This window comes from Streptomyces sp. NBC_00400 (assembly GCF_036048035.1).
In the GTDB taxonomy this organism is placed as follows: domain Bacteria; phylum Actinomycetota; class Actinomycetes; order Streptomycetales; family Streptomycetaceae; genus Streptomyces.
Window position 1 is genome coordinate 4,782,921 of the sequence record NZ_CP107940.1, and the last position, 20,953, is coordinate 4,803,873.

The 20,953-nt window shown below is 70.6% G+C and carries 17 protein-coding genes; 8 read left to right on the forward strand and 9 right to left on the reverse strand.

Annotated features, from left to right (window positions below; translation table 11 throughout):
• The first annotated feature begins 95 nt into the window (after positions 1-95).
• A complete protein-coding gene (locus tag OHS81_RS20960) occupies positions 96-1,877 on the forward strand; it encodes a FadD3 family acyl-CoA ligase (RefSeq protein WP_328386210.1) in 1,782 nt (593 codons plus the stop codon).
• Between the two features lie 138 nt (positions 1,878-2,015).
• Here the strand turns inward: OHS81_RS20960 and OHS81_RS20965 are convergent, their stop codons facing one another.
• From OHS81_RS20965 to OHS81_RS20985, 5 genes are all read right to left on the reverse strand, one after another.
• Complete coding sequence (locus OHS81_RS20965; RefSeq protein WP_328386211.1) at positions 2,016-2,603, reverse strand: TIGR03086 family metal-binding protein; 588 nt, start codon at positions 2,601-2,603, stop codon at positions 2,016-2,018.
• Positions 2,604-2,777: 174 nt separating this feature from the next.
• Positions 2,778-4,328 (reverse strand): class I adenylate-forming enzyme family protein, encoded by a 1,551-nt coding sequence (locus tag OHS81_RS20970; protein WP_328386212.1) that lies wholly within the window; start codon positions 4,326-4,328, stop codon positions 2,778-2,780.
• A 243-nt stretch (positions 4,329-4,571) separates the two neighbouring features.
• Positions 4,572-4,751: a hypothetical protein gene (locus OHS81_RS20975; RefSeq protein WP_328386213.1), complete on the reverse strand. Its 180-nt coding sequence runs from the start codon at positions 4,749-4,751 to the stop codon at positions 4,572-4,574.
• Between the two features lie 262 nt (positions 4,752-5,013).
• On the reverse strand, positions 5,014-5,181 hold the full coding sequence (locus OHS81_RS20980) for a hypothetical protein (RefSeq protein WP_328386214.1): 168 nt from the start codon (positions 5,179-5,181) through the stop codon (positions 5,014-5,016).
• Between the two features lie 211 nt (positions 5,182-5,392).
• Positions 5,393-8,329: an AfsR/SARP family transcriptional regulator gene (locus OHS81_RS20985; RefSeq protein ID WP_328386215.1), complete on the reverse strand. Its 2,937-nt coding sequence runs from the start codon at positions 8,327-8,329 to the stop codon at positions 5,393-5,395.
• Positions 8,330-8,586: 257 nt separating this feature from the next.
• Here OHS81_RS20985 and OHS81_RS20990 point away from each other — a divergent pair, with 257 nt between their 5' ends.
• Both OHS81_RS20990 and OHS81_RS20995 read left to right on the forward strand, forming a co-directional pair.
• The gene (locus OHS81_RS20990) at positions 8,587-9,819 is read left to right on the forward strand and encodes an amidohydrolase family protein (RefSeq protein WP_328386216.1); all 1,233 of its coding nucleotides are present in this window, start codon (positions 8,587-8,589) and stop codon (positions 9,817-9,819) included.
• 158 nt (positions 9,820-9,977) lie between these two features.
• Positions 9,978-11,246 carry a helix-turn-helix domain-containing protein gene (locus OHS81_RS20995; protein ID WP_328386217.1) on the forward strand — a complete coding sequence of 423 codons (1,269 nt, stop codon included), beginning with the start codon at positions 9,978-9,980 and terminating at the stop codon, positions 11,244-11,246.
• Positions 11,247-11,424: 178 nt separating this feature from the next.
• Here OHS81_RS20995 and OHS81_RS21000 read toward each other — a convergent pair whose 3' ends face one another.
• Entirely contained in the window at positions 11,425-11,571 is a 147-nt protein-coding gene (locus tag OHS81_RS21000) for a hypothetical protein (RefSeq protein ID WP_328386218.1), read from the reverse strand.
• A gap of 216 nt (positions 11,572-11,787) precedes the next feature.
• On the opposite strand from OHS81_RS21000, the gene OHS81_RS21005 reads away from it, so the two are divergent.
• The 5 genes from OHS81_RS21005 to OHS81_RS21025 all read left to right on the forward strand — a co-directional run bounded on the left by OHS81_RS21005 (position 11,788) and on the right by OHS81_RS21025 (position 18,266).
• On the forward strand, positions 11,788-12,774 hold the full coding sequence (locus OHS81_RS21005; RefSeq protein WP_328386219.1) for a TIGR03619 family F420-dependent LLM class oxidoreductase: 987 nt from the start codon (positions 11,788-11,790) through the stop codon (positions 12,772-12,774).
• 152 nt (positions 12,775-12,926) lie between these two features.
• Positions 12,927-13,712, forward strand: coding sequence for an SDR family NAD(P)-dependent oxidoreductase (locus OHS81_RS21010; RefSeq protein ID WP_328386220.1), 786 nt, complete (start codon positions 12,927-12,929; stop codon positions 13,710-13,712).
• Positions 13,713-13,831: 119 nt separating this feature from the next.
• Positions 13,832-14,956: an LLM class flavin-dependent oxidoreductase gene (locus OHS81_RS21015; protein ID WP_328386221.1), complete on the forward strand. Its 1,125-nt coding sequence runs from the start codon at positions 13,832-13,834 to the stop codon at positions 14,954-14,956.
• A gap of 41 nt (positions 14,957-14,997) precedes the next feature.
• Positions 14,998-16,737: an N-acyl-D-amino-acid deacylase family protein gene (locus OHS81_RS21020; protein WP_328386222.1), complete on the forward strand. Its 1,740-nt coding sequence runs from the start codon at positions 14,998-15,000 to the stop codon at positions 16,735-16,737.
• 38 nt (positions 16,738-16,775) lie between these two features.
• The gene (locus OHS81_RS21025; protein WP_328386223.1) at positions 16,776-18,266 is read left to right on the forward strand and encodes an aldehyde dehydrogenase family protein; all 1,491 of its coding nucleotides are present in this window, start codon (positions 16,776-16,778) and stop codon (positions 18,264-18,266) included.
• A 63-nt stretch (positions 18,267-18,329) separates the two neighbouring features.
• Here the strand turns inward: OHS81_RS21025 and OHS81_RS21030 are convergent, their stop codons facing one another.
• The 3 genes from OHS81_RS21030 to OHS81_RS21040 form a co-directional block, all read right to left on the reverse strand.
• Positions 18,330-18,539, reverse strand: a complete 210-nt coding sequence (locus OHS81_RS21030; protein WP_328386224.1) for a hypothetical protein — start codon at positions 18,537-18,539, stop codon at positions 18,330-18,332.
• Positions 18,540-18,952: 413 nt separating this feature from the next.
• Positions 18,953-19,201, reverse strand: a complete 249-nt coding sequence (locus OHS81_RS21035; RefSeq protein ID WP_328386225.1) for a zinc-binding dehydrogenase — start codon at positions 19,199-19,201, stop codon at positions 18,953-18,955.
• A 37-nt stretch (positions 19,202-19,238) separates the two neighbouring features.
• A complete protein-coding gene (locus OHS81_RS21040) occupies positions 19,239-20,789 on the reverse strand; it encodes a CehA/McbA family metallohydrolase (RefSeq protein ID WP_328386226.1) in 1,551 nt (516 codons plus the stop codon).
• Between the last annotated feature and the right edge of the window lie 164 nt (positions 20,790-20,953).

The window sequence follows — 20,953 nt, forward strand, 5'->3', positions numbered from 1 at the left end:
ACGGTCGGTCGTCAGTACTGACAGCGGAGGAGGCTACCGCTAATCTGACGGGTAGTCAGCTAGTGGCGCAGGGCTCTTCGGCGGGAGGCGACGCGATGCGCGACGACCTGGAGGCGCGGGCGGGTCGGGAGGCGGGGACGGACCTGGAGACGGGGACGGATGTGAAGGCGCGGGGGGATCTGGAGACGCAGGCGGATCTGGAGCCTCAAGGGGGCCTGGAGGCTCAGGGGGGCCTGGAGACGCGGGCGGGTGGGGAGACGCGGGCGGATCCGGAGTGCGGCACCATCCCCCGGCTGATGCGGGCGGCCGCCCTGCGGTACGCCTCCCGGGAGGCCGTGGTCGAGGGCCGTACCCGGGTGTCGTACGCCGAGCTCGGCAGGCGGGTGGAGGAGGCCGCGGCCGCCTGTATCGCCTCCGGGGTCGCGCCCGGCGACCGCGTCGCCGTATGGGCGCCCAACACCCTCGACTGGATCGTCTCCGCCCTCGGTGCCGTCACCGCCGGAGCCGTCCTCGTCCCCGTCAACACCCGCTTCAAGGGCACCGAGGCCGCCTACCTCCTGCGCCGCACCCGCGCCAAGCTCCTCTTCGTCACCGGCACCTTCCTCGGCACGTCCTACGTCGCCTCGCTCCGCCGCGCCGCCCAGGAAGGCCCCGGCCGCGGCCCGCTGCCCGGACTGCCGCGGCTGGAAAAGGTCGTGGTGCTCTCCGGGGACGCCCCCGCCGACTTCGCCACCTGGCCGGACTTCCTCGCCGGCGGCGCGGCGGTGTCCGCGGAAACGGTCCGCGGCCGGGCCGATGCACTGCACCCCGACGCCCCCTCGGACATCATCTTCACCTCGGGCACCACCGGCCGTCCCAAGGGCGCGGTGATCACGCACGCCCAGACCCTGCGCGCCTACGCCGTGTGGAGCGAACTGGCCGGCCTCCGTGAGGGCGACCGCTATCTGATCGTCAACCCGTTCTTCCACACCTTCGGCTACAAGGCCGGGATCATCGCCTGTCTGCTGCGCGGCGCGACGATGGTGCCGCAGCCGGTCTTCGGCGTGGAGACCGCGCTCGCCAATATCGCCGCCGAGCGGATCTCCGTACTTCCCGGTCCGCCCACCCTCCACCAGCAGCTCCTCGACCACCCCGCCCGCACGCTGCACGACCTCTCCGCGCTGCGCGTGGTGGTCACCGGCGCCGCCGTGGTCCCCCTGGAGCTGGTCGAGCGGCTGCGCAGCGAGCTGAAGATCTCCACCGTTCTGACGGCGTACGGCCTGTCCGAGAGCTCCGGCGTCGTCACGATGTGCCGCCGCGGCGATCCGCCCGAGGTCATCGCCACCACCTCGGGCCGGGCCATACCCGGCACCGAGGTCCGGGTCGTCGACGCCGCGGGCGGCCCGGTGCCGCCCGGTGAACCCGGCGAGGTGCACGTCCGCGGCTACCACGTGATGTCCGGCTACTTCGAGGACCCGGCCGGCACGGCCCAGGTGATCACCCCCGACGGCTGGCTGCGCACCGGCGATGTGGGCGTCCTCGACGCGGCGGGCAACCTCCGGATCACCGACCGCATCAAGGACATGTTCATCGTCGGGGGCTTCAACGCCTATCCCGCCGAAATAGAGCAACTCCTCGGCCGCCACCCGGACATCGCCGAAGTCGCCGTCGTCGGCATACCCGACCCACGCCTCGGCGAGGTCGGCAAGGCCTATGCGGTCCGCCACGCCGGCTCCCTGCTCACCGCCGACGATCTGATCGCCTGGTCCCGCCGGGAGATGGCCAACTACAAGGTCCCGCGGGAGGTCGCCTTCGTCACCGCACTCCCGCGCAACGCCAGCGGCAAGATCCTCAAGACCCTCCTGCGGAATGGAGCCCCGGGGCCGGCTCCGGCGTGAGGAGGCCGCCCGCCGGGCAGGTCCCCTCGACCGTCCCCGTCACACCGTGTCCAGGATGCTCCCGCGCTCGACGCCGCACGTCCGGCGGGGCACACGGGAGGACCACGCACCGCCATGTCGAGCCGTCCGGGCCTGTCCCTATGCCGTCGAGGGTGTCCAGTCCGGCCGACGGCCGCTGAGCGCCACCGCCTGATCGAGGAGCGGTGCGTCCGCTGCCACCGCCACCGGTGGGCCGAACGGCCCGCGCTCCGAGCTCTCGGCGAACTGCGTGAGCAGCGCATACGAGACCCCGAGACTGGCGGTATCGGGCGCGTACTCCTGGCCGGTGGCGCGCGCCAGGTCCCAGCCGTGCAGTACCAGCTCATTGAGCGCGATCCGGCCCGCGACGGCCGCGGGAAGCGTCACGCCGCCCGCCTGGGTCTCGCCCTCCCAGGCCTCCGGGGCGTGCCAGGCCTCCGCCATGCCCTGCAGATTCCGGTCCAGTGCGGTGCGCCAGCCGGGCTCCACATCGGGCTCCGTCGCACCGGGGCTGACGCTCGTCATCGGCCCGAGGTTCTTGCGCGCCGCCTCCTGGAACGCCGCGGCCAGGCCGACGAGGTGGCCCAGCAGATGGCGCACCGCGTACGCCTCGCACGGGGTGGGGGCATCGAGCTGTTCATCGGCGGTCCGGGCCGCGAGCTGCGACACCACCCGGGCCTGCGCCGCGAAGTCGATCGTCTCGGTCATCGTCCGGGTCCTTCCGTCCTGCCGGGGGCGTCCTGCCGGGGCCGGCCCCGGACGCGTACCGCGCACACCTCCGGCGCCACTCCCAGTGAAGACTCCACGGGCCCGCGGAACTCATCGCCACACCGCCGCACGGCTTCGGCTACGCCGCATACCGCTCCCGCAGCACCGCCACGGCTACGCCGTATACCGCTCCCGCAGCACCGTCTTGAGCACCTTGTCCAGCGGCCCGCCGCGCGGCAGCTCACCGACGATCTCCAGCTGCTCCGGCAGCTTCTGCGTCATCAGCCCGGCCGACCGCAGATGCGCGGTCAGCCCGTCCAGGGTCAGTGGCGGCGCGGCCGGATCGGCGGGCGTGACCACCGCGCACACCCGCTCGCCGCGCTCCAGGTCCGGCAGCCCGATCACCGCGGCCTCCGCCACCGCCGGATGGGTGCGCACCAGCTCCTCGATCTCCTGCGCGGAGATGTTCTCGCCCTTGCGGATGATGATGTCCTTGAGCCGCCCGGTCAGTATCAGATGCCCATCGGGACGCAGGTACCCCAGGTCACCGGTGCGGAAGGAGCCGTCGGCGGTGAACGCCTCCGCGGTCAGCGCCGGGTCCGTGTACCCCCGGAAGAGCATCGGCCCCTTGAGCGTGACCTCGCCGGTCTCCCCGGTGCCGGCCGTGGACCCGTCCGGCCGGACGATCCGGACCTCCGCCCCCACCACCGGCTTGCCCACGGTCCGCGACAACTGCTCGTCGCTGTCGTACGGCGTGCCCATCGCGATCATCGGGCACTCGGTCATGCCGTACCCGTGCACGATCGCGCAGTCCAGCTCCCGCCCGGCGGCCGCATACAGCTCCGGGGGCATCGGGGCCCCGCCGCCGGACAGCAGCCGCAGTGACGGAATCAGCCGTCCCGCGTGCGGCAGCCCCCGCCGATAGCGGCGCGACTCGTCCAGGAACGCCTGGTAGAACGCGGTGCTGCCGCCGGCCATGGTGACCCCGCGACGCCGGTAGACGGCGGCCGCGCGCTCCGGCTCGAAGGTGTCCAGGATGACCGCGGGAAACCCGCTGACCAGCATCGCGATGACATAGTCCGGACCGGCGATATGCGCATACGGAAAGGCGATCGAGCCGATGTCGTCCGCGGACATACCGAGCGCGGTGGCCAGCCCGACGCCACCGGCGATGAGGCCGGCATCGGTGTGCTCCACCCCTTTGGGGTCGGAGGTGGTGCCGGAGGTGTAGTAGATCCAGGTGGTGGGCCCGTCGCCGACCGGCGTTGCAGCGGGCAGCCCGGCCGGGTCCGCCGTGGGCAGCCCGTCCCCGACCGGCAGCACCCGCACCCCGTCCCCGGCGAGCTTCCGCACCATCGCGGTGTGGTCGAACCCCCGCCACACGCCCGGTACGAGCACGAACTCCGCCGCCGACTCCGCCAGGATGAAACCGACTTCGCGCTCCCGGTGCAGCGGGATGACCGGCGTCTGTACGGCCCCGAGCCGGGCCAGCGCCAGCGACGCGACCACCGTCTCGACCCGCGTCGGCAACTGCCAGACCACCCGGGTCCCGGCCCCGATCCCCAGCTCCCGGAACCCGGCCGCCACCCGCAGCGCCTCGTCCCGCACCTCGTCGAAGGCGACGCTCCGACCGTCCCCGTCGTAGAACATCGGTGCCCCGCGCGAGACCCGTGCCCGGTACTCGACCAGTTCCCAGAGCGTGTGGATACGGGCGAGTTCGAACACGGCGCGCCTCCTGGCTGTGAGCAGGGCGGAACGTGGCCGGGCCCGGCGGGATCACCGGGGGCGGACGGCGCGACTGTAGCAGCGAAACTGACGGATCGTCAGGACTTGGTGGGGATGGAAGCGGTGTGTATGTACGGGAAGTCCACCGCGCGACCAGGGTGCGCCCGTGAAGTCGGCCCGGGGGCAGAGATGCGTCGGCAGCGGAGCCTCTGTGCGGGGCCCCGCCGCCGAATTGCCCCCGAATCAGGGACGGTGACGGTCCTTGGCGTCAACCGGACCGACGATCGGGACGTGGTGGTCCAGGGTGGTGTAGTGGGCGGCGGGGCGATGGGAATCGGCCACCGCTGGTGTGGCGGTGGCCATCCCGATGGTTATTGCAGCCGCAATGGTGCCAACGGCAAGGGCCTTCTTTGCATGGGTCATGAGTGCCGGGTGAGTCATTCCGGTTCCTTTACAGAGGAGGACATGGTGGTTGACGGAATTGCCTACAGAGCGAAGTTAGCGACCGCATAAGGGCGTCAAGAGCATGCATTCGACCGTGTGGCTGAAAAGCGCTGTAGGACGGCTGAATGGCGAAATGGCGAAATGGCTGCGGACATGCCGCAAGGGCCGGTTCCGATGGCTCCCCTCCTGCCATCAGAACCGGCCCCTGCGATCCCCCGTTGACTCCGGCCGAACTCGGCTATTACCTCGACTCGATGATGGGCGTGTGGTTGTCCGAGGGCAGCAAGTCCCCGGGCTTCCTGACGACCTTCTTCTTGGCGAGCCCAGGAGTGGCTACCGGCGTGTGGTTGTCCAAGGGCTTGATGACATCACGTTCGTTCGGCTCTGGAGCCTGGTTCTCGGTGGTCACACTCATCAACTCCTGTGTGTGGGCGCTTTGTGGTCCCCCGGCCGGCAACTCCCCCGTGGGCTGCCGGACGGGTGAACCTGGGCCGAACACCTTACGGTGGGGCCGCGTCACCGAGCCGCTTGCCCCCCGAGGCGGCGGTTCGATGGGTAAGAGCCTGACGTGCCGCGATGAACGATCGATAAACGTCTCTGATATCGCCTCTGACCAGGGACTATGCGACGGTGGCCAGGCTGATGAGGGTCTGTACCTCAGACGTGTCCGGCGCGCCCAGTCGTTCGTAGATGGAGAGAGCGTCCTGCCAGCAGGCGCGTGCCCGCCCCGTGTGCCCCAGTTCGTTGAGCGTACGGCCCAACAGCGTAAGGACGTTCGCCCGCCACCACTCCCCGCCCACACCGCGCAGCGCGGTAAGTGCCTGCTCGGCGCTGGTGGCCGCCTGGGTGGGACGGTGGTCGGCGAGGTGGATCTCCGCCAGCCTGAAGTGCGTCATGCCCGCCCAGAATCGCTGCCTGCTGTCCTGGAATATGGCCAGGGCCTGGGTGAGCTGGTCGGTTGCCTCGTCCAGTCGACTGGCACGGGTGTACGCAAGTCCCAGCGCGTACATACCGTTTGCCAGCCGCCGCTGCGCACCGAGCTGGCGGTATATCGCAATGCCTTCCTGGGCAAGCCGGATCGCGCTGTCCATACGTCCCGTGTTCAGGTGGACACGCGAGAGATTGCACAGGGCGCTCGCTTCGGACTGCTTGTTGCAGTCGTCGCGGAAAGCGGAGAGCGCCTGGGTGAGATAGGCCTCGGCGTCACCGTAACGCTGCTGGGTGGTGGCGATGATCCCGCGGTCGTTCGGTGCGTAGGACGAGGAGAAGGGGTCCTCGGCCGCCAGCCCGAGGAGCATCGCCGACTGGGCGTGTTCCTCGGCCTCGTCGAGGCGGCCGGCCAGGGTGTGGACGTTGGTGAGGGCGGTATGGATACGCGCCTCGGCGTGCTGGTCCTCGGCCTCCCGGGCGGATACGAGCAGGGCGGCGTTGGCCTGCTCGTACTGCAGCGCATCGGCCCCGGACTCGGCCAGGTCGCGGGTCAGCAGCAGCAGATCCACCGCGCGCCGCAGGGACCCGGCGCCCTTCGACTGCTGAGCGCACGCAAGGATGCAGCCCGCTTCACTGAACAGCCAGCTCAGCGCCGTCGCACGGTCGGTGAAGGTAAGTCCGGGGTGGCGGGTGGGCTCCATGTGGTCGACCAGCCGGTCCCCGGGCCGCTCCAGGGCGTACATCCGGGCGGCGGTGGCCAGGTAGAAGTCCAGCAGCCGCGACAGGGCCGCTGCCTGCTCCGTGGGCGGGTGCTCGTCACGCTCCGCGCAGGCGCGCGCGTACAGCCGGACCAGGTCGTGGAAGCGGTAGCGGCCCGGCGCGGCGGACTCCAGCAGGCTGGCGTCGACAAGGGATTCGACCTGGTCCTCTGCGGACTCGATGTCGAGGTCGAGGAGGGCTGCCGCCGCGGCGAGCGAGATGTCCGGCCCGTCGGCAAGGCCCAACAACCGGAAGGCACGCGCCTGGTGGGGCTCCAGCTGGCCGTATCCCAGTTCGAAGGTGGCCTTGACGGCCAGGTCACCTGCGCGCAGCTCGTCCAGCCTGCGGCGTTCATCCGCGAGCTTGCTGGCCAGAGTGGAGACCGTCCACGTACGGCGCGCGGCAAGCCGGGAGGCGGCGATACGAATGGCCAGCGGAAGGAAGCCGCAGGCGCCGACGACGGCCATGGCGGCCTGCCGTTCCGAGGTGACGCGCTCCACGCCGACGATGCGGGTGAAGAGGGTCAGCGCCTCCTCGGGGCTCATCACATCCAGGTCGATCAGATGGGCGCCGGCCAGGTCGATCAGGCGGGCGCGGCCGGTGATCAGTGCCGCACATCCCTCCGCTCCGGGCAGCAGCGGTCTGACCTGCGCCGCGTCCCGCGCGTTGTCCAGCAGAGCCAGCACCCGCCGGCCGGCCAGGGTCGACCGGTAGAGCGCGGACCGCTCCTCCAGACCGTCGGGGATGGCGGAATCGGGAGTGCCCAGGGCACGCAAGAAGGCCCCGAGCACCGCTTCCGGCTCGGAAGGTGTGTGACCGGCGCCCTGGAGGTCGACATAGAGCTGCCCGTCGGGGAAGTGTTCGCGGGCGGCGTGCGCGACATGCACGGCGAGGGTCGTCTTCCCGACGCCGCCGATGCCGGTGAGCGCGGAGACGGCCATCACGCTGCCCTCGGCGGTTGCCAGCTGTTGGCTGAGTTCGGTGACGAAGGCGTCGCGTCCGGTGAAGTCGGCGACCGTTGCGGGGAGTTGTTGTGGGCGTACTGCCACCTGATCGGGGGCGTCCGGACCGTCGATGACGACCGCCGGCGCGTCCAGATCCGTGTCGGCCTGCAGAATGCGCTGCTGGAGGTCGGAGAGGGAGGCGCAGGGGTCGACGCCCAGTTCGTCGGCGAGCAGCCGGCGGGTGTCCGCGTACACCGCGAGCGCTTCGGCCTGCCGCCCGCTGCGGTACAGCGCCAGCATGAGCAGTTCGCGAAGCCGCTCGCGCAGTGGGTGGGCGGCGGTGAGCGCGGTCAGGTCGGACACCGCATCGGCGTGGCAGCCGGCTTCCAGGACGAGTTCGAGACGGGTCTCCGTGAGGGAGAGCCGCCACTCCTCGAGCCGGGTGCGCTGGGTTTCCGCGTACGGTCCGGCCAGCCCGGCCAGTGGTTCGCCGTCCCACAGGGACAGGGCCCCGTCGAGGAGTTCCCGGGCGCGGATGCGGTCACCGGACGCCTTGGCCTTCTCCGCCTCGGCGGCGTACTGCTCGGCGTGGTCGTGGTCGAGGTCCAGCGGGCGGCCGTCCACCGGACGGATGGCGTAGCCGCCGGACTCGCTGACCAGGGCGTCGGCGTCCGTGCCCAGCGCTTTGCGGAGCCGGGAGGCGTAGGTGCGCAGCGCCGCGAGTGCGGCATGCGGCGGCTCGTCGCCCCACAGAGCGTCGACGAGTTCGGGCGCGGTGGCGGTACGTCCGCCGCGCAGCAGTAGTGCGGCGAGCAGTGCACGCTGCTGCGGGGAGCCCGCTGCCAGCGGCGTTGCGCCACGCCAGGCCCGTACCGGACCGAGCACGGAGAAGCGGAGCCGCTCCCGCCCCGGACCGTCGTCCATGGTGTCCCCCCTGCCGTATGCCGTCTGTTCGCGCTGTGCGCACTACCTCGCTGTGCGCAACGGTCAGTCTGCCTTGTCGCGCCCCCTTACGTCAGTAGGGGTCCGGACCGTGCACAAAGCCTCCTTGGCCGATCGGCGCCGGGGGAGGGATGGCGCAGGCCGGGGGCGCGGAGACGAAACTTCCGTGCGCCCCTCTTGCGGATCCGTTCACTGCGCCATTACTGACGGATCGTCAGATTGCCGCTACCGTATCCGCCATGGAGACCTTCCCCAAGATCATTTCGGTGGACGACCACACGGTGGAACCCCCTGGCGTCTGGCGGGACCGGCTCCCGTCGAAGTACCACGACATCGGCCCGCGCATCGTCCGGGCGCCCGTGAAGGAGATGACCTTCGTGGGCGGCAAGTTCGCCCCGACGATGGGCGCCGCGGGGGACGAAGGGCCGATAGCCGACTGGTGGGTCTACGAAGATCTGCACCGGCCGCTGACCCGCCTCGACACCGCCGTCGGCTGCTCCCGCGACGACATCAAGCTCGAAGGCATCACCTACGAACAGATGCGTCCCGGCTCGTTCAGCGTGCCCGAACGGCTGGCCGACATGGACGTCAACCACGTCCAGTCCGCGCTCTGCTTCCCCACCTTCCCCCGTTTCTGCGGTCAGACCTTCACCGAGGCCAAGGACCGCGAACTGGGGCTGCTGGGCGTGCGCGCGTACAACGACTGGATGGTCGAGGAGTGGTGCGGCCCGCAGGCGCAGGGACGGCTGATCCCGCTGACCCTCATCCCTCTGTGGGACGCGGAGCTGGCCGCGGCGGAGGTGCGGCGCAACGCGGCCCGTGGGGTACGGGCGGTCTGCTTCAGCGAGATCCCGCCGCATCTGGGGCTGCCCAGCATCCACACCGACTACTGGGACCCCTTCCTGCGCGCCTGCGACGAGACCGGCACGGTCGTCGCGATGCACATCGGCTCCTCGTCGAGGATGCCCTCGACGTCGGCCGACGCCCCGCCCGCCGTCGGCTCCACGATCACCTTCGCCAACTGCTGTTTCTCGATGGTGGACTGGCTGATGAGCGGCAAATTCGACCGCTTCCCCGGCCTGAAGGTGATGTACGCGGAGGGCCAGATCGGCTGGATTCCGTACATCCTCGAACGCGCGGACGTGGTCTGGGAGGAGAACCGCGGCTGGGGCGGCGTCGCCGACAAGGTCCTCCGCCCGCCGTCCGAACTCTTCACCGAGCACGTCTACGGCTGCTTCTTCGACGACGCCTTCGGGCTGCGGAATCTCGACGCGATCGGCGTCGGGAATGTGTTGTACGAGACCGACTACCCGCACTCGGATTCGACCTGGCCGAAGTCGCGGGAGGTCGGTGAGTCGCAGATGGGACACCTCGCGCCGGACGTCGTGGAACGGATCGTTCGGGGGAACGCGATTTCGCTGCTGGGGTTGACGGGGGAGGGGCTGTGGGGGCCGTCGGCGGGGGGAGCCTGAAGGCGGGGACGAGGCCCGGCCAGGGGCGGGTTCGGCTGCGGGCCCCTGTGCGCGGTCCGCCCCGCACCCGTCGCGGCAGCGTTTTCCACAGGGGACCAACAAGGTGAGCCCGGCGCCGTACTCTGACAGTGACGAGCTGCACAGAGAGGGGCAAGGCTGTGTCTTCCGATGCCACGCCGTCTTCAGATGCCACGCCGGGCCCGTTCGCCGAGCCGGTTGCCTTTGGTCAGCGCATGCAGATCCTGCGGACCCGTAGAGGGATGAGCCGCAATGTTCTGGCCGGGCTGCTGGGGAAGTCGCCGAGCTGGGTCAAGCAGATCGAGGGCGGGCGCCTGCAGATGCCCAAGCTGCCCATGGTCTTGCGTATCGCGGAAGTCCTCAGGGTCAGGGCTCTCTCCGAACTCACGGGTGACCAGTCGATGGCGATCGCCCTGTTTACCGGGCCCGGACACGTCCGGCTGCCCGCGGTGCGGGCGGCCCTCGATACGTTCCCCTTGACGACGCGACGGGAAGCTCCCCCGCCGGCGCACCTTCAAGAGCGTCTCGTCCGCGCATGGGCTGCCCGGCATTCCGCGCCGAACCATCGCGATGTCATCGGGGCTCTCCTGCCGGAGCTCATCCGGGACGCGCAGCTGGCGGTGGCGCAAGCCGATGCGGCGAGCGAGCGGCGAGTGGCGCAACGGCTGTTGTCCGAGGCGTACAGCCTGAGCCAGTTCTTTCTCGCGTACCAGCCGGACGCGTCGCTGCTGTGGCGGGTGGTGGAGCGCGGAATGATCTCCGCCCAGGAATCCGAGGACCCGCACACCATCGGCATCTCGGCGTGGCTCGCGACGCAGGCGCACCGTGACAGCGGGCACGCGCACTTCGACGCTGCTGACGCGGTGAATCTGGAGACGCTGCGCTACCTGGAGGCGTTCTTGCCCGATGCGAACGACGATGTGCTCGCCATCGCCGGAGCGCTGCAATTCGAGGCGGGATATACCGCGGCCCGTCGGGGGGACACCGGAACCGCCTGGCGCTATTGGGACTCGGCACGTGCCGTGGCGGAGCGGCTGCCCGCCGACTACTACCACCCCGTGACCTCGTTCTCCCGAGGCGTCATAGGGGCCCACGCGGTCACCGTCGCCGTCGAGTTGCACGCGGGCGCGGAGAGCGTGCGCCAGGCAGCCGCTGCGGACACGACGACGATCCCCTCCCGCCCCCGGCGTGCGCGACACCGGATCGAGGAAGCGCGCGGCTACCAACTCGACGGACAGGCGGAGGCCGCCTTGGCGGCCCTGGACAAGGCGTACGAGGCGGCACCGGAAACGGTCCGGTACAACGGCTACGCGCGACGCATCGTTCTGGAGGAAGCGGATTCCAAGAGCCCGGCCCAGCGGTGCCGGGCGACCGAACTCGCGGTCAGAATCGGCACCTTGGCCGCCTGAACATGGGGGGGGCACAAAGTGTGCCTCCTCTTACTCCTCAGGGCTCCTACGGTCAGTCCTCGTATGACTGCCGAGGCCCCCCGTGGCCGCGTCAATCGCGGCCCGGGCATGGCCAATCTGAGGAAAGCAGGTCACTATGCCGCGCTGCATCGCCCGTATCTTCGAGCCGCTGTTGCGGTTACTGCTGCCGCCGCCGGGCCGGCACCGGGTAGTCGGCACTCATCCCGATGAACCCCGCGCCGTCGCGACGGCCGGGCGCCTGGCGCGAGAGCCGGTCGTGCGGGGCGAGGACACTGTCATGGTCCGGCCGTATCTCGTGGTGCACGAGCGGAAGCAGCGGGTACGGCGCAGTTGGTTTCGTCCTTAAGGGACGGGTGCCGCGTGGCGGAAGTCAGAGGATCGCGCCTGGCCGCGCCGGGCTGCGGCTGCGGCTCTTCCAGTGGCTGACCCCGTCGTCCCATCCCTTGGTCCTCCACCCCTTGTCTGATGCCGCCCCAGGCGCGACGATGTCCCGCGCAAGCTATATGACGATCCGTCAGATATGGCTGGAGGGCTTGTGGTGGACGGTGTGCGCGGTGGGGTGTGGCGGCCGGAGGCGGGGCGGCTGGTGTACGGCATGCAGTTGCCGGTGCAGTCGCAGAGCACCCTTTTCGCGGAGAGCTGGGAGGCCGCGGCGGGACCCGTCGAACTGGTCGCGATCGCGCGGGCCGCCGACCGGTACGGGTTCGCGTATATCGCCTGCTGTGAGCACCTGGCGATCCCGCGGCGGCTGGCCGAGGCGATGAGCACCGTCTGGTACGACCCGGTCGCCACGCTTGCGCATCTGGCCGCCGTCACCGAGCGGGTGCGGCTGCTCAGCCATGTGGCGGTGGCCGGGCTGAAGCACCCGCTGGTCACGGCCAAGCAGTACGCGACGCTCGACCGGCTCTCGGATGGGCGGCTGATTCTCGGGGTGGGGGCCGGGCACGTAACGGAGGAGTTCGATGTGCTCGGAGTGGACTTCGAGCGGCGTGGGGCGGTGCTGGACGAGACGATTGACGCGCTGAAGGCGGCGCTGGGGCCGGAGGAGTTCCCCGCGTTCGCGGGGGAGCGGTTCGCGTTCGAGGGGCTGGGGCAGGCACCGCGGCCCGTGCAGACGCCTCGGCCGCCGCTCTGGGTGGGCGGATCCTCGCCCGCCGCCGTACGCCGGGCCGCGGTGCGCGGCGACGGCTGGCTGCCGCAGGGCGACCGGCGGGCGGAGCTGCCCGGGCAGATCGGGAAGCTGCGGAGGCTGCGGGCGGCGGCCGGTGTCGATACGCCGGTCGTGATCGGCGCCATCGCCGAGCCGCTGTACGTCGGCGAGCCGGGGTGGGAGGTCGGCCGGCGGACCCTGTCCGGGGCGCCGGAGCGGATCGCGGAGTCGCTGCGGGAGTACCGGGCGATGGGGGTGGACCAGATCCAGGTGCGGTTCCGCAGCCGGGGATGTGACGAACTGGGGGAGCAGATGGCGGCGTTCGGGACGGATGTCGCCCCGTTGCTGAACGGCTGACCGCCAACCGTTCGCCACGCACCACTCACCACTCACCACTCATTACTCACCACTCACCGTTCACCACTCGCGACTCACCGTTCACCACTCACCGCTCGCGGCCGACGGACCGGAATCGGTGGCGACGTACTCACCAGCAGAGGAGTGCAGGCATGGGCAAGCTCGACGGGCGGGTTGTCATCGTGACGGGTGCGGCGCGCGGGCAGGGTGAGCAGGAGGCGCGGCTGTTCGCGGCGGAGGGCGCGAAGGTGGTGCTCGGGGATGTGCTCGATGCGCAGGGCAAGGCGCTCGCCGAGGAGCTGGGGGAGGGCTGCGCCCGCTTCGTCCATCTGGATGTGACGCAGGAGGCGGACTGGCAGGCCGCGGCGGTCACCGCCAAGGAGGACTTCGGGAAGATCGACGGGCTGGTCAACAACGCGGGGATTCTTCGATTCAACGAGCTGGTGTCGACGCCGTTGGAGGAGTTCCAGCAGGTGGTGCAGGTCAACCAGGTCGGCTGCTTCCTCGGGATCCGTACGGTGGCGCCGGAGATCGAGGCGGCGGGCGGCGGGACGATCGTCAATACCGCCTCGTACACGGCCCTGACGGGTATGGCCTTCGTCGGCGCGTATGCCGCGACCAAGCATGCGGTGCTCGGGCTCACCCGGGTCGCCGCGGTGGAGCTGGCGGCCAGGAAGATCCGGGTCAATGCGGTGTGCCCGGGGGCCGTGGACACCCCGATGACCAACCCCGCGGCTCTCGATCCGGGCGTGGATCCCGCCGAGTCGAAGCGGGCCGTGGACGAGCTCTACCGGAAGCTGGTGCCGCTGGGCCGGATCGGCCGGCCGGAGGAGGTCGCCAAGCTGGCGCTCTTCCTGTCGTGCGAGGACTCGTCGTACATCACGGGGCAGCCGTTCGTCGTGGACGGGGGCTGGCTGGCGGGGGTCAGCATCATCTGACTGAGCGTCAGGTAGTGGGCCGGCGGCTCTTGACGGCCTTCGTGCGCGGTGGAACAGTCGGCACATCTGATCTGACGGTGCGTCAGAAATCGTGAATGGCTCAGGGACGGTGAACCTCCTTGGAATTCGGGCTCTTTGTACAGGGATACGTGGGCAAGCGGGCCGAGACCGACCCGCTCGCGGAGCACAAGGCGCTGATGGAGGAGACCGAGTACGTCATCCAGGCGGACAAGTCCGGCTTCAAATATGCCTGGGCGTCCGAGCACCACTTCCTGGAGGAGTACTCCCACCTCTCCGCCAATGACGTCTTCCTCGGCTATCTGGCCCATGCGACCGAGCGGATCCATCTGGGGTCCGGGATCTTCAACCCCCTCGCCCAGGTCAACCACCCGGTGAAGGTCGCCGAGAAGGTCGCCATGCTCGACCATCTCAGCGAGGGCCGCTTCGAGTTCGGCAGCGGCCGGGGCGCCGGCAGCCACGAGATCCTGGGATTCCTCCCGGGCATCACCGATATGAACCACACCAAGGAGATCTGGGAAGAGACCATCGCCGAGTTCCCGAAGATGTGGCTCCAGGAGGAGTACGTCGGGTTCCAGGGCAAACACTGGCAGCTGCCGCCGCGGAAGATCTTCCCGAAGCCGTACGGGGCCGCGCACCCGGCGATGTGGTACGCGGCCGGCTCCCCGTCCTCGTACGCCATGGCGGCGAAGAAGGGGCTGGGCGTCCTCGGCTTCAGCGTGCAGAAGGTCTCCGATATGGAGTGGGTGCTGGAGCAGTACAAGACGGCGATCCGGGAGGCCGAGCCGGTCGGCGGCTTCGTCAACGACAACGTGATGGTGACCTCGACCGCGATCTGTGCCGAGACGCACGACAAGGCGGTGGAGATCGCAGTGGGCGGAGGGCTCAACTACCTCCAGTCGCTGGTCTTCCGCTACCACGACACCTTCCCGCGGCCCGACGGCATCCCCGAGTGGCCCGAGCTGCTGCCCGACTACACCGCCGAGCTCATCGAGCTGCTGATCGCCGAGGAGCTGATGATCTGCGGCGACCCGGACGAGGTGCTCGGGCAGTGCAAGCGCTGGGAGCAGGCCGGGGCCGACCAGCTGAGCTTCGGGCTGCCGATCGGGATCTCGTACGAGGACACGATGAACACGGTCAAGCTCATCGGCGAGCACGTGATTCCGAAGATCGACACGGATCCGGTGCACCGGACGACCCGGTTCCGTCAGGCCGCAGGCAGCTGAACCCGCGCAATTTCCGCCCAGGGGAAGGGGACGCACCGCCCATGCTCGACCACCTGATCAAGGGCGCGACCGTTGTGGACGGCACGGGAACGCCCTCGTACACCGCCGATGTCGGCATCCGTGACGGCCGTATCGCCGTCGTCGCCCCGCCCGGCACCGTCACCGAGGAGGCGAGGACGCGCGAGGACGCGACCGGTCTCGTCCTCGCCCCCGGTTTCGTCGATCCGCACACCCACTACGACGCGCAGCTGTTCTGGGACCCGTACGCCACCCCCTCGCTCAACCACGGGGTGACGACCGTGGCGGGCGGCAACTGCGGTTTCACCCTGGCGCCGCTGCACCCCGGGCGGCCCGACGACGCCGACTACACCCGCCGGATGATGTCCAAGGTCGAGGGCATGTCCCTGGTGGCGCTCGAAGAGGGCGCCCCCTGGACGTGGAGTTCGTTCGGCGACTACCTGGACGCGCTGGAGGGGCGGATCGCCGTCAACGCGGGCTTCATGGTGGGCCATTGCGCGCTGCGGCGGTACGTCATGGGCGCGGATGCCATCGGCGGGCAGCCGGCCCCCGGGCAGCTGGACGAGATGCTGACGCTCTTCCACGAGGCGATGGAGGCCGGGGCCTGGGGCTTCTCCACCACCCAGTCCACCACCCACTCCGACGGCGACGGGAAGCCGGTCGCCTCCCGGCACGCCGGACCGGAGGAACTGCTTGCGCTGTCGCGGGCCGTCGCCGCGCACGAGGGCACCCAGATCGAGGCGATCGTGACCGGCTGCCTCGACCAGTTCGGCGACGACGAGATCGAGCTGCTGGTCGCGATGAGCGCGGCGGCCGGCCGGCCGCTGAACTGGAACGTGCTGACCATCGACGCGGCGGTGCCCGCACGGGTGCCGCGCCAGCTGATCGCGAGCGAGCGGGCCCGGGAGGCCGGCGGCCGGATCGTGGCCCTGACGATGCCGATCCTCACCCCCATGAACATGTCCCTGGGCACCTTCTGCGCACTGAACCTCATCCCCGGCTGGGGCGAGATCCTGGGCCTGCCGGTACCCGAACGCCTCGCCAAGCTCCGCGACCCCGGCGTACGGGCCGAGATGCTGCGGCGCGCGGAGAGCAAGGAGGCGGGCGTCTTCCGGCGGCTCACCGACTTCGGCCGGTATGTCATCGGGGACACCTACTCCCCGGAGAACGAGGGCCTGACCGGGCGCGTGGTGCGCGATATCGCGGCCGAACGCGGCCTGGAGCCCTTCGCCTGCATGGTCGAGATCTGCGCCAACGACCGGCTGCGGACGGTCCTGTGGCCGATGCCCACCGACAACGACCCGGCCTCATGGGCGCTGCGCGCGGAGACCTGGCAGCACGAGGACGTGCTGCTGGGCGGCTCGGACGCCGGCGCCCATCTGGACCGGATGTGCGGTGCGCCGTACACGACGCGCTTCCTCGGCGACTGCCTGCGCGGCAGGAAACTGGTGGGCCTGGAGCAGGCGGTGAAGATGCTCACCGATGACCCCGCACAGCTCTTCGGCCTGCGGGAGCGCGGACGCATCGAGGAGGGCTGGCACGCCGACCTCGTGCTCTTCGACCCGGAGCGGATCGACGCGGGCAAGGCCACGCTCGTGCACGACCTGCCCGGCGACAGCCCGCGGCTGGACTCCCGGGCGATCGGCATCAACGCGGTGTGGGTCAACGGCGTCGGGACGATCCGCGACGACGTGGTGACCGGCGCGGTGCCGGGGACCGTGCTGCGGTCGGGCCGGGACACGAGGACGGTGAGTACGAAGTGACGGGGGTGCGGCCGGGGCATGGGGGCGGTGAGTGCCATGTGACGGCTGCCTCGGAGCGGCTGTTCATCGGCGGCGAGTGGGTCGAGCCCCACGGCGGTCACTACGAGGTCATCGACCCGGCGACGGAGGCGGTCGTCGGGCTCGCGCCCGAGGCGAGCCGGGCGCAGGTGTACGAGGCGGCCGCCGCGGCGCGCGAGGCCTTCGGGCCCTGGTCGCGCACTTCACCGCAGGAGCGTGCCGCGATCCTCGACCGGGCCGCCGAGGTGATGCAGCGCGACTTCGCGGCGCACGCCGAGCTGGCGCAGGCGGAGAGCGGGGCCACGACCCGGACCGCGCGCGGAATGCAGGTCGCGGTGGGGGTGGCGCGCTTCCGGCGGTATGCGAAGGGGGCACTGGAACCGGTCGAGCAGGGGCTGCCTCCGCAGATCAACGAGGCGGGGCAGGGGGGCACCTCCCCTGCCCTCAAGGGGGAGGGGCGAGGGGCCGTGCTGGGCGCTCTCGCCGTACGCCGGCCCGTCGGCGTCGTCACCTGCATCACCTCGTACAACAACCCGTGGGCGAACCCGGCGGGCAAGATCGCCCCGGCGCTGGCGATGGGCAACACCGTGGTGGTGAAGCCCGCCCCGCAGGACCCGCTGTCGGTGTACCGGATGGCGGCGGCGCTGGCGGAGGCGGGGGCGCCGCCGGGAGTGGTGAATGTGGTGAGCGGCGCTTCCGCGGAGGCCGGCGAGGCGGCCGTGGACTCGCCGGACGTGGACATGGTGAGCTTCACCGGCTCCACGGCCGTCGGGCAGCGCATCGCCGAGGTGTGCGGACGAGGGATGAAACGCCAGCTCATGGAGCTGGGCGGCAAGGGTGCCGCGGTGGTCTTCGACGACGCGGACCTGGACTCGGCGGTGGCCGGTATCGGCACCACCTACGCGTTCTACAGCGGGCAGATCTGTACGGCGCCGACGCGGGTGATCGTGCAGAGAGGGGTGTACGAGGCGCTGGTCGAGCGGCTGACGCGCTACATCGGGCACCTCGAGGTCGGCGATCCCCGTGCGCCGGGGACGGTGGTCGGGCCGGTGATCTCGGCCGCGCACCGCGACCGGGTCGAGTCCTATGTGGAGCTGGGCAGGAAGGAAGGCGCACGGGTCGTGGCGGGTGGCGCACGGCCGTCCGTTCCGGAGCGCGGTTTCTATGTCGCGCCGGCGCTGCTGGCCGACTGCACCCCCGATATGCGGGTCGTGCGGGAGGAGATCTTCGGTCCGGTCGTCGTGGTGCTGCCCTTCGACGAGGAGGACGAGGGGGTGGCCCTCGCCAACGACAGCGACTACGGGCTCATCGACTACGTGTGGTCCGGCGATACCGCCCGCGCCTTCCGGGTGGCCGGGCAGCTGCGGGCCGGCGGGGTCGGTGTGAACACGGTCGGCCGGAACATGGAAGCGCCCTTCGGAGGCTTCAAGCGGAGCGGGGTCGGGCGGGACGTGGGCTCGTACGCGCTGCATGCCTACAGCGAGTGGCAGGCGATGGTCTGGCCGGGGTGAGGGCGGGGCGGTGGGCGGCGCCGGCCACTGTGCCGGCGCCGCCCTCCACCGGCGGGTACCGGGTCAGAGCTCTTTGATCAGCCGTGTGATCACAGGCACCGGGAGGTGCGGGTACAGGTTCCTCAAATGCCGCACGATCGCCGCATCACCCTTCTCGTACCGCACTTGGCGCACCTCCTCGATCACCTCTGCGCGGAAGTTCTCGTACGTGCGGAACGTCCGGTGGAACCAGTCGCGCTGTCGCCTGCGGTGGTTGTAGACCTGGCCCGTCATGAGCGGGACGAAGGAGAGACGAAGGAGATCAGAAAGAGGGCGTTCGGCGCACGGTACCCATGGACCGCGAGCGCATGCGTGAGGGGGGCCTCCGCCCACGCGTTGGCGTGGAGAACTCAATGTGCCGGCCGTCACAACGCCCACCATCAACGCCCACCATCAACGCCCACCATCAACGCCCACCATCAACGCCCACCATCAACGCGCAGCGTCAACCTGCCGCGTAGCCACAAGGTTTCGGCACCTCCCGGGGAAGCTCACGGCACGGTCACATGGCTCGCCGTGCCGGCTGCGTCGCGCCGTCGGCGAGTGAGAACCGGCCCGCCACAGGCTCGCCCGGCAATGTCGGCGATGTGCCGGGCCCACTCGGCGCAGGCGCAGGTCGTCCGGAGAAGGGCACGGAGGTTCAGCCGTCAAGGGCGGAGGACCAATGTGCCCTTCGTGCGGCGGCCGAGCAGATCCTCGTGCGCGTCGCGGGCACGTGCGAGGTCGTACTCCGCGCCGACCAGCGGCCGCAGTCGTCCCCGCGCCGTGAGGTCGAGCAATTCCTCAAGTGCCTCACCGCCGACCCCGTTTCGGGCAAGGAGCGGGATGAGCCAGAAGCCGGCGACGCCGATGTTCTCCACCGCGAGGCGGCTCGGCGCGAGGGGGTTACTGATCATGATTCCCCGTCCGCGGCTGAGCACATTCGCTGCCGCGTCAGCCCCGGCGGCCCAGGAAGACCGGGTTGGTCATGGCCGCCATGGGCCCCGGCAGGCCCGTTGTCGTCGAAGGGTGGCGGACTTCCGCGCGTAGGTAGGCGGCGTGGTCGGGGGTGGTCTGCCAGCTGACGGTGCCGCTGCCCGAGGCGGGCAGCGGGGCGGAGTACAGCTGCCCCTGGTCGGTGAGGAAGGAGACCGTGCAGCCCGGGGCGCCGGAGACCGTCAGCTGAGCCGTGGCCCTTGCCGTACGGGGGACCTCCAAGCGCTCGGCGATCCCGGCGTGTTCGCCGCGCTCACCGGTGACGGAGAAGGCCAGACCGACCTTCGACGACTCGGCGATCCAGACCCGGCCCGCCCGGATGCCGTCCAGCAGCGCACGGCGCGAGAGATCGTCGGCGAGCACCACGGTCTGCGGCAGGCCCACCACATCCGGGCCGCGGTGGGCGTCGCTGTGGCCGACGGCCGGCAGCCAGTCCGCGCGGCCCCGGGTGTGTGCGACGAGGGTGTTGTCCCATTCGGCGAGGGTGATCTCGTCATCGGGGGTGTACGGGCCGTTCCAGACCTCCACCGCATCGGCTTCGTTCAGCCCGAACTTCCAGTGGCAGCCGATGCAGGTGGCATGCGGATGTGCCGGGATGACCAGGCCGCCGGCCCGCCGGATGGCGCGCGCGTACTTCCCGAAGGCGTTGTCACGGGCCCGGTAGCGCCAGTCGATGAAGACTTCGGGGTCGGTGCCCATCGCCACCACGTGCCCATTGCGGGTGGTGACCTCCTCGCCGGTCAGGATCAGCAGGTCATCGCCCCACAGACCGTCCCAGGCGCGGTGTGCGGAGGTGGTGTTGTGCTCGGAGGTGTTGATGAAGTCCAGCCCGGCGGCGCGGGCCAGCGCGGCGATCTCGGCGGGAGTGCGTGTGCCGTCGGAGTGCACGGAGTGCAGATGGCTGTCGCCGCGGTACCAGGCACGGCCCCGGCCCCGGGCACGCTCGGGCGGGTGGACGGGCGCCGGGGTGTGCCCCGCGGGTCCGTACCGCAAGGTGACCGTGACGTCGTAGGACAGGCCTTGCGGCGCGATCGTGTACGGCCCGAGGGCGATATGCCAGGTGCCGGCGTTGACGGGGCCCGGCAGATATCCGGGGGTGGCCTCGTCGGCGCGCAGGAAGAACTCCGTACGCGCCCCGCCCGACCAGCCGCGGAAGCCGGCGCCGCCGAGGCCCGTACCCCGCTCGTCGAAGATGCCGATGTCGCAGGCGTTGCCGGGGGTGCCCTCGGGGACGGTGGGCTTGTCGTAGCGGTAGGCAACGGCGATCTCCCGGACGCCGTGCGGCACCTCGACCGGCAGATACACGAAGTCCGGCGCGCCCGCGGGCAGATGGCCGGCCACCCGGCGCGACTGCTCGCCCGGCCCGCCTCCGTGCTGCCCGCCTCCGTGCTGCCCGCCTCCGGGCTGCCCGGCAGCGGGCGTGGCATCGGCGAAGCTCACACGTCCGAGCGTAAGCGCGCCCGTCGCGCCCGCAACCGCCGAAAGTCTCAGAACGTCGCGTCGTTCCATCTCAGCCCCCCGTCCATCTCCGCCTCCCCGTGCCGCCTCAGGCCCGTCTCCTGCGCCTTTCGTGCCCGCCCGCCCCGCCCGCGGTCGTCTCGTTCCGCTGCGCGGCCGGGTCGTTGCACCGCGTGAAAACTGTTGTACGCGCGTGTGACGGCGAGCGAAAGGCC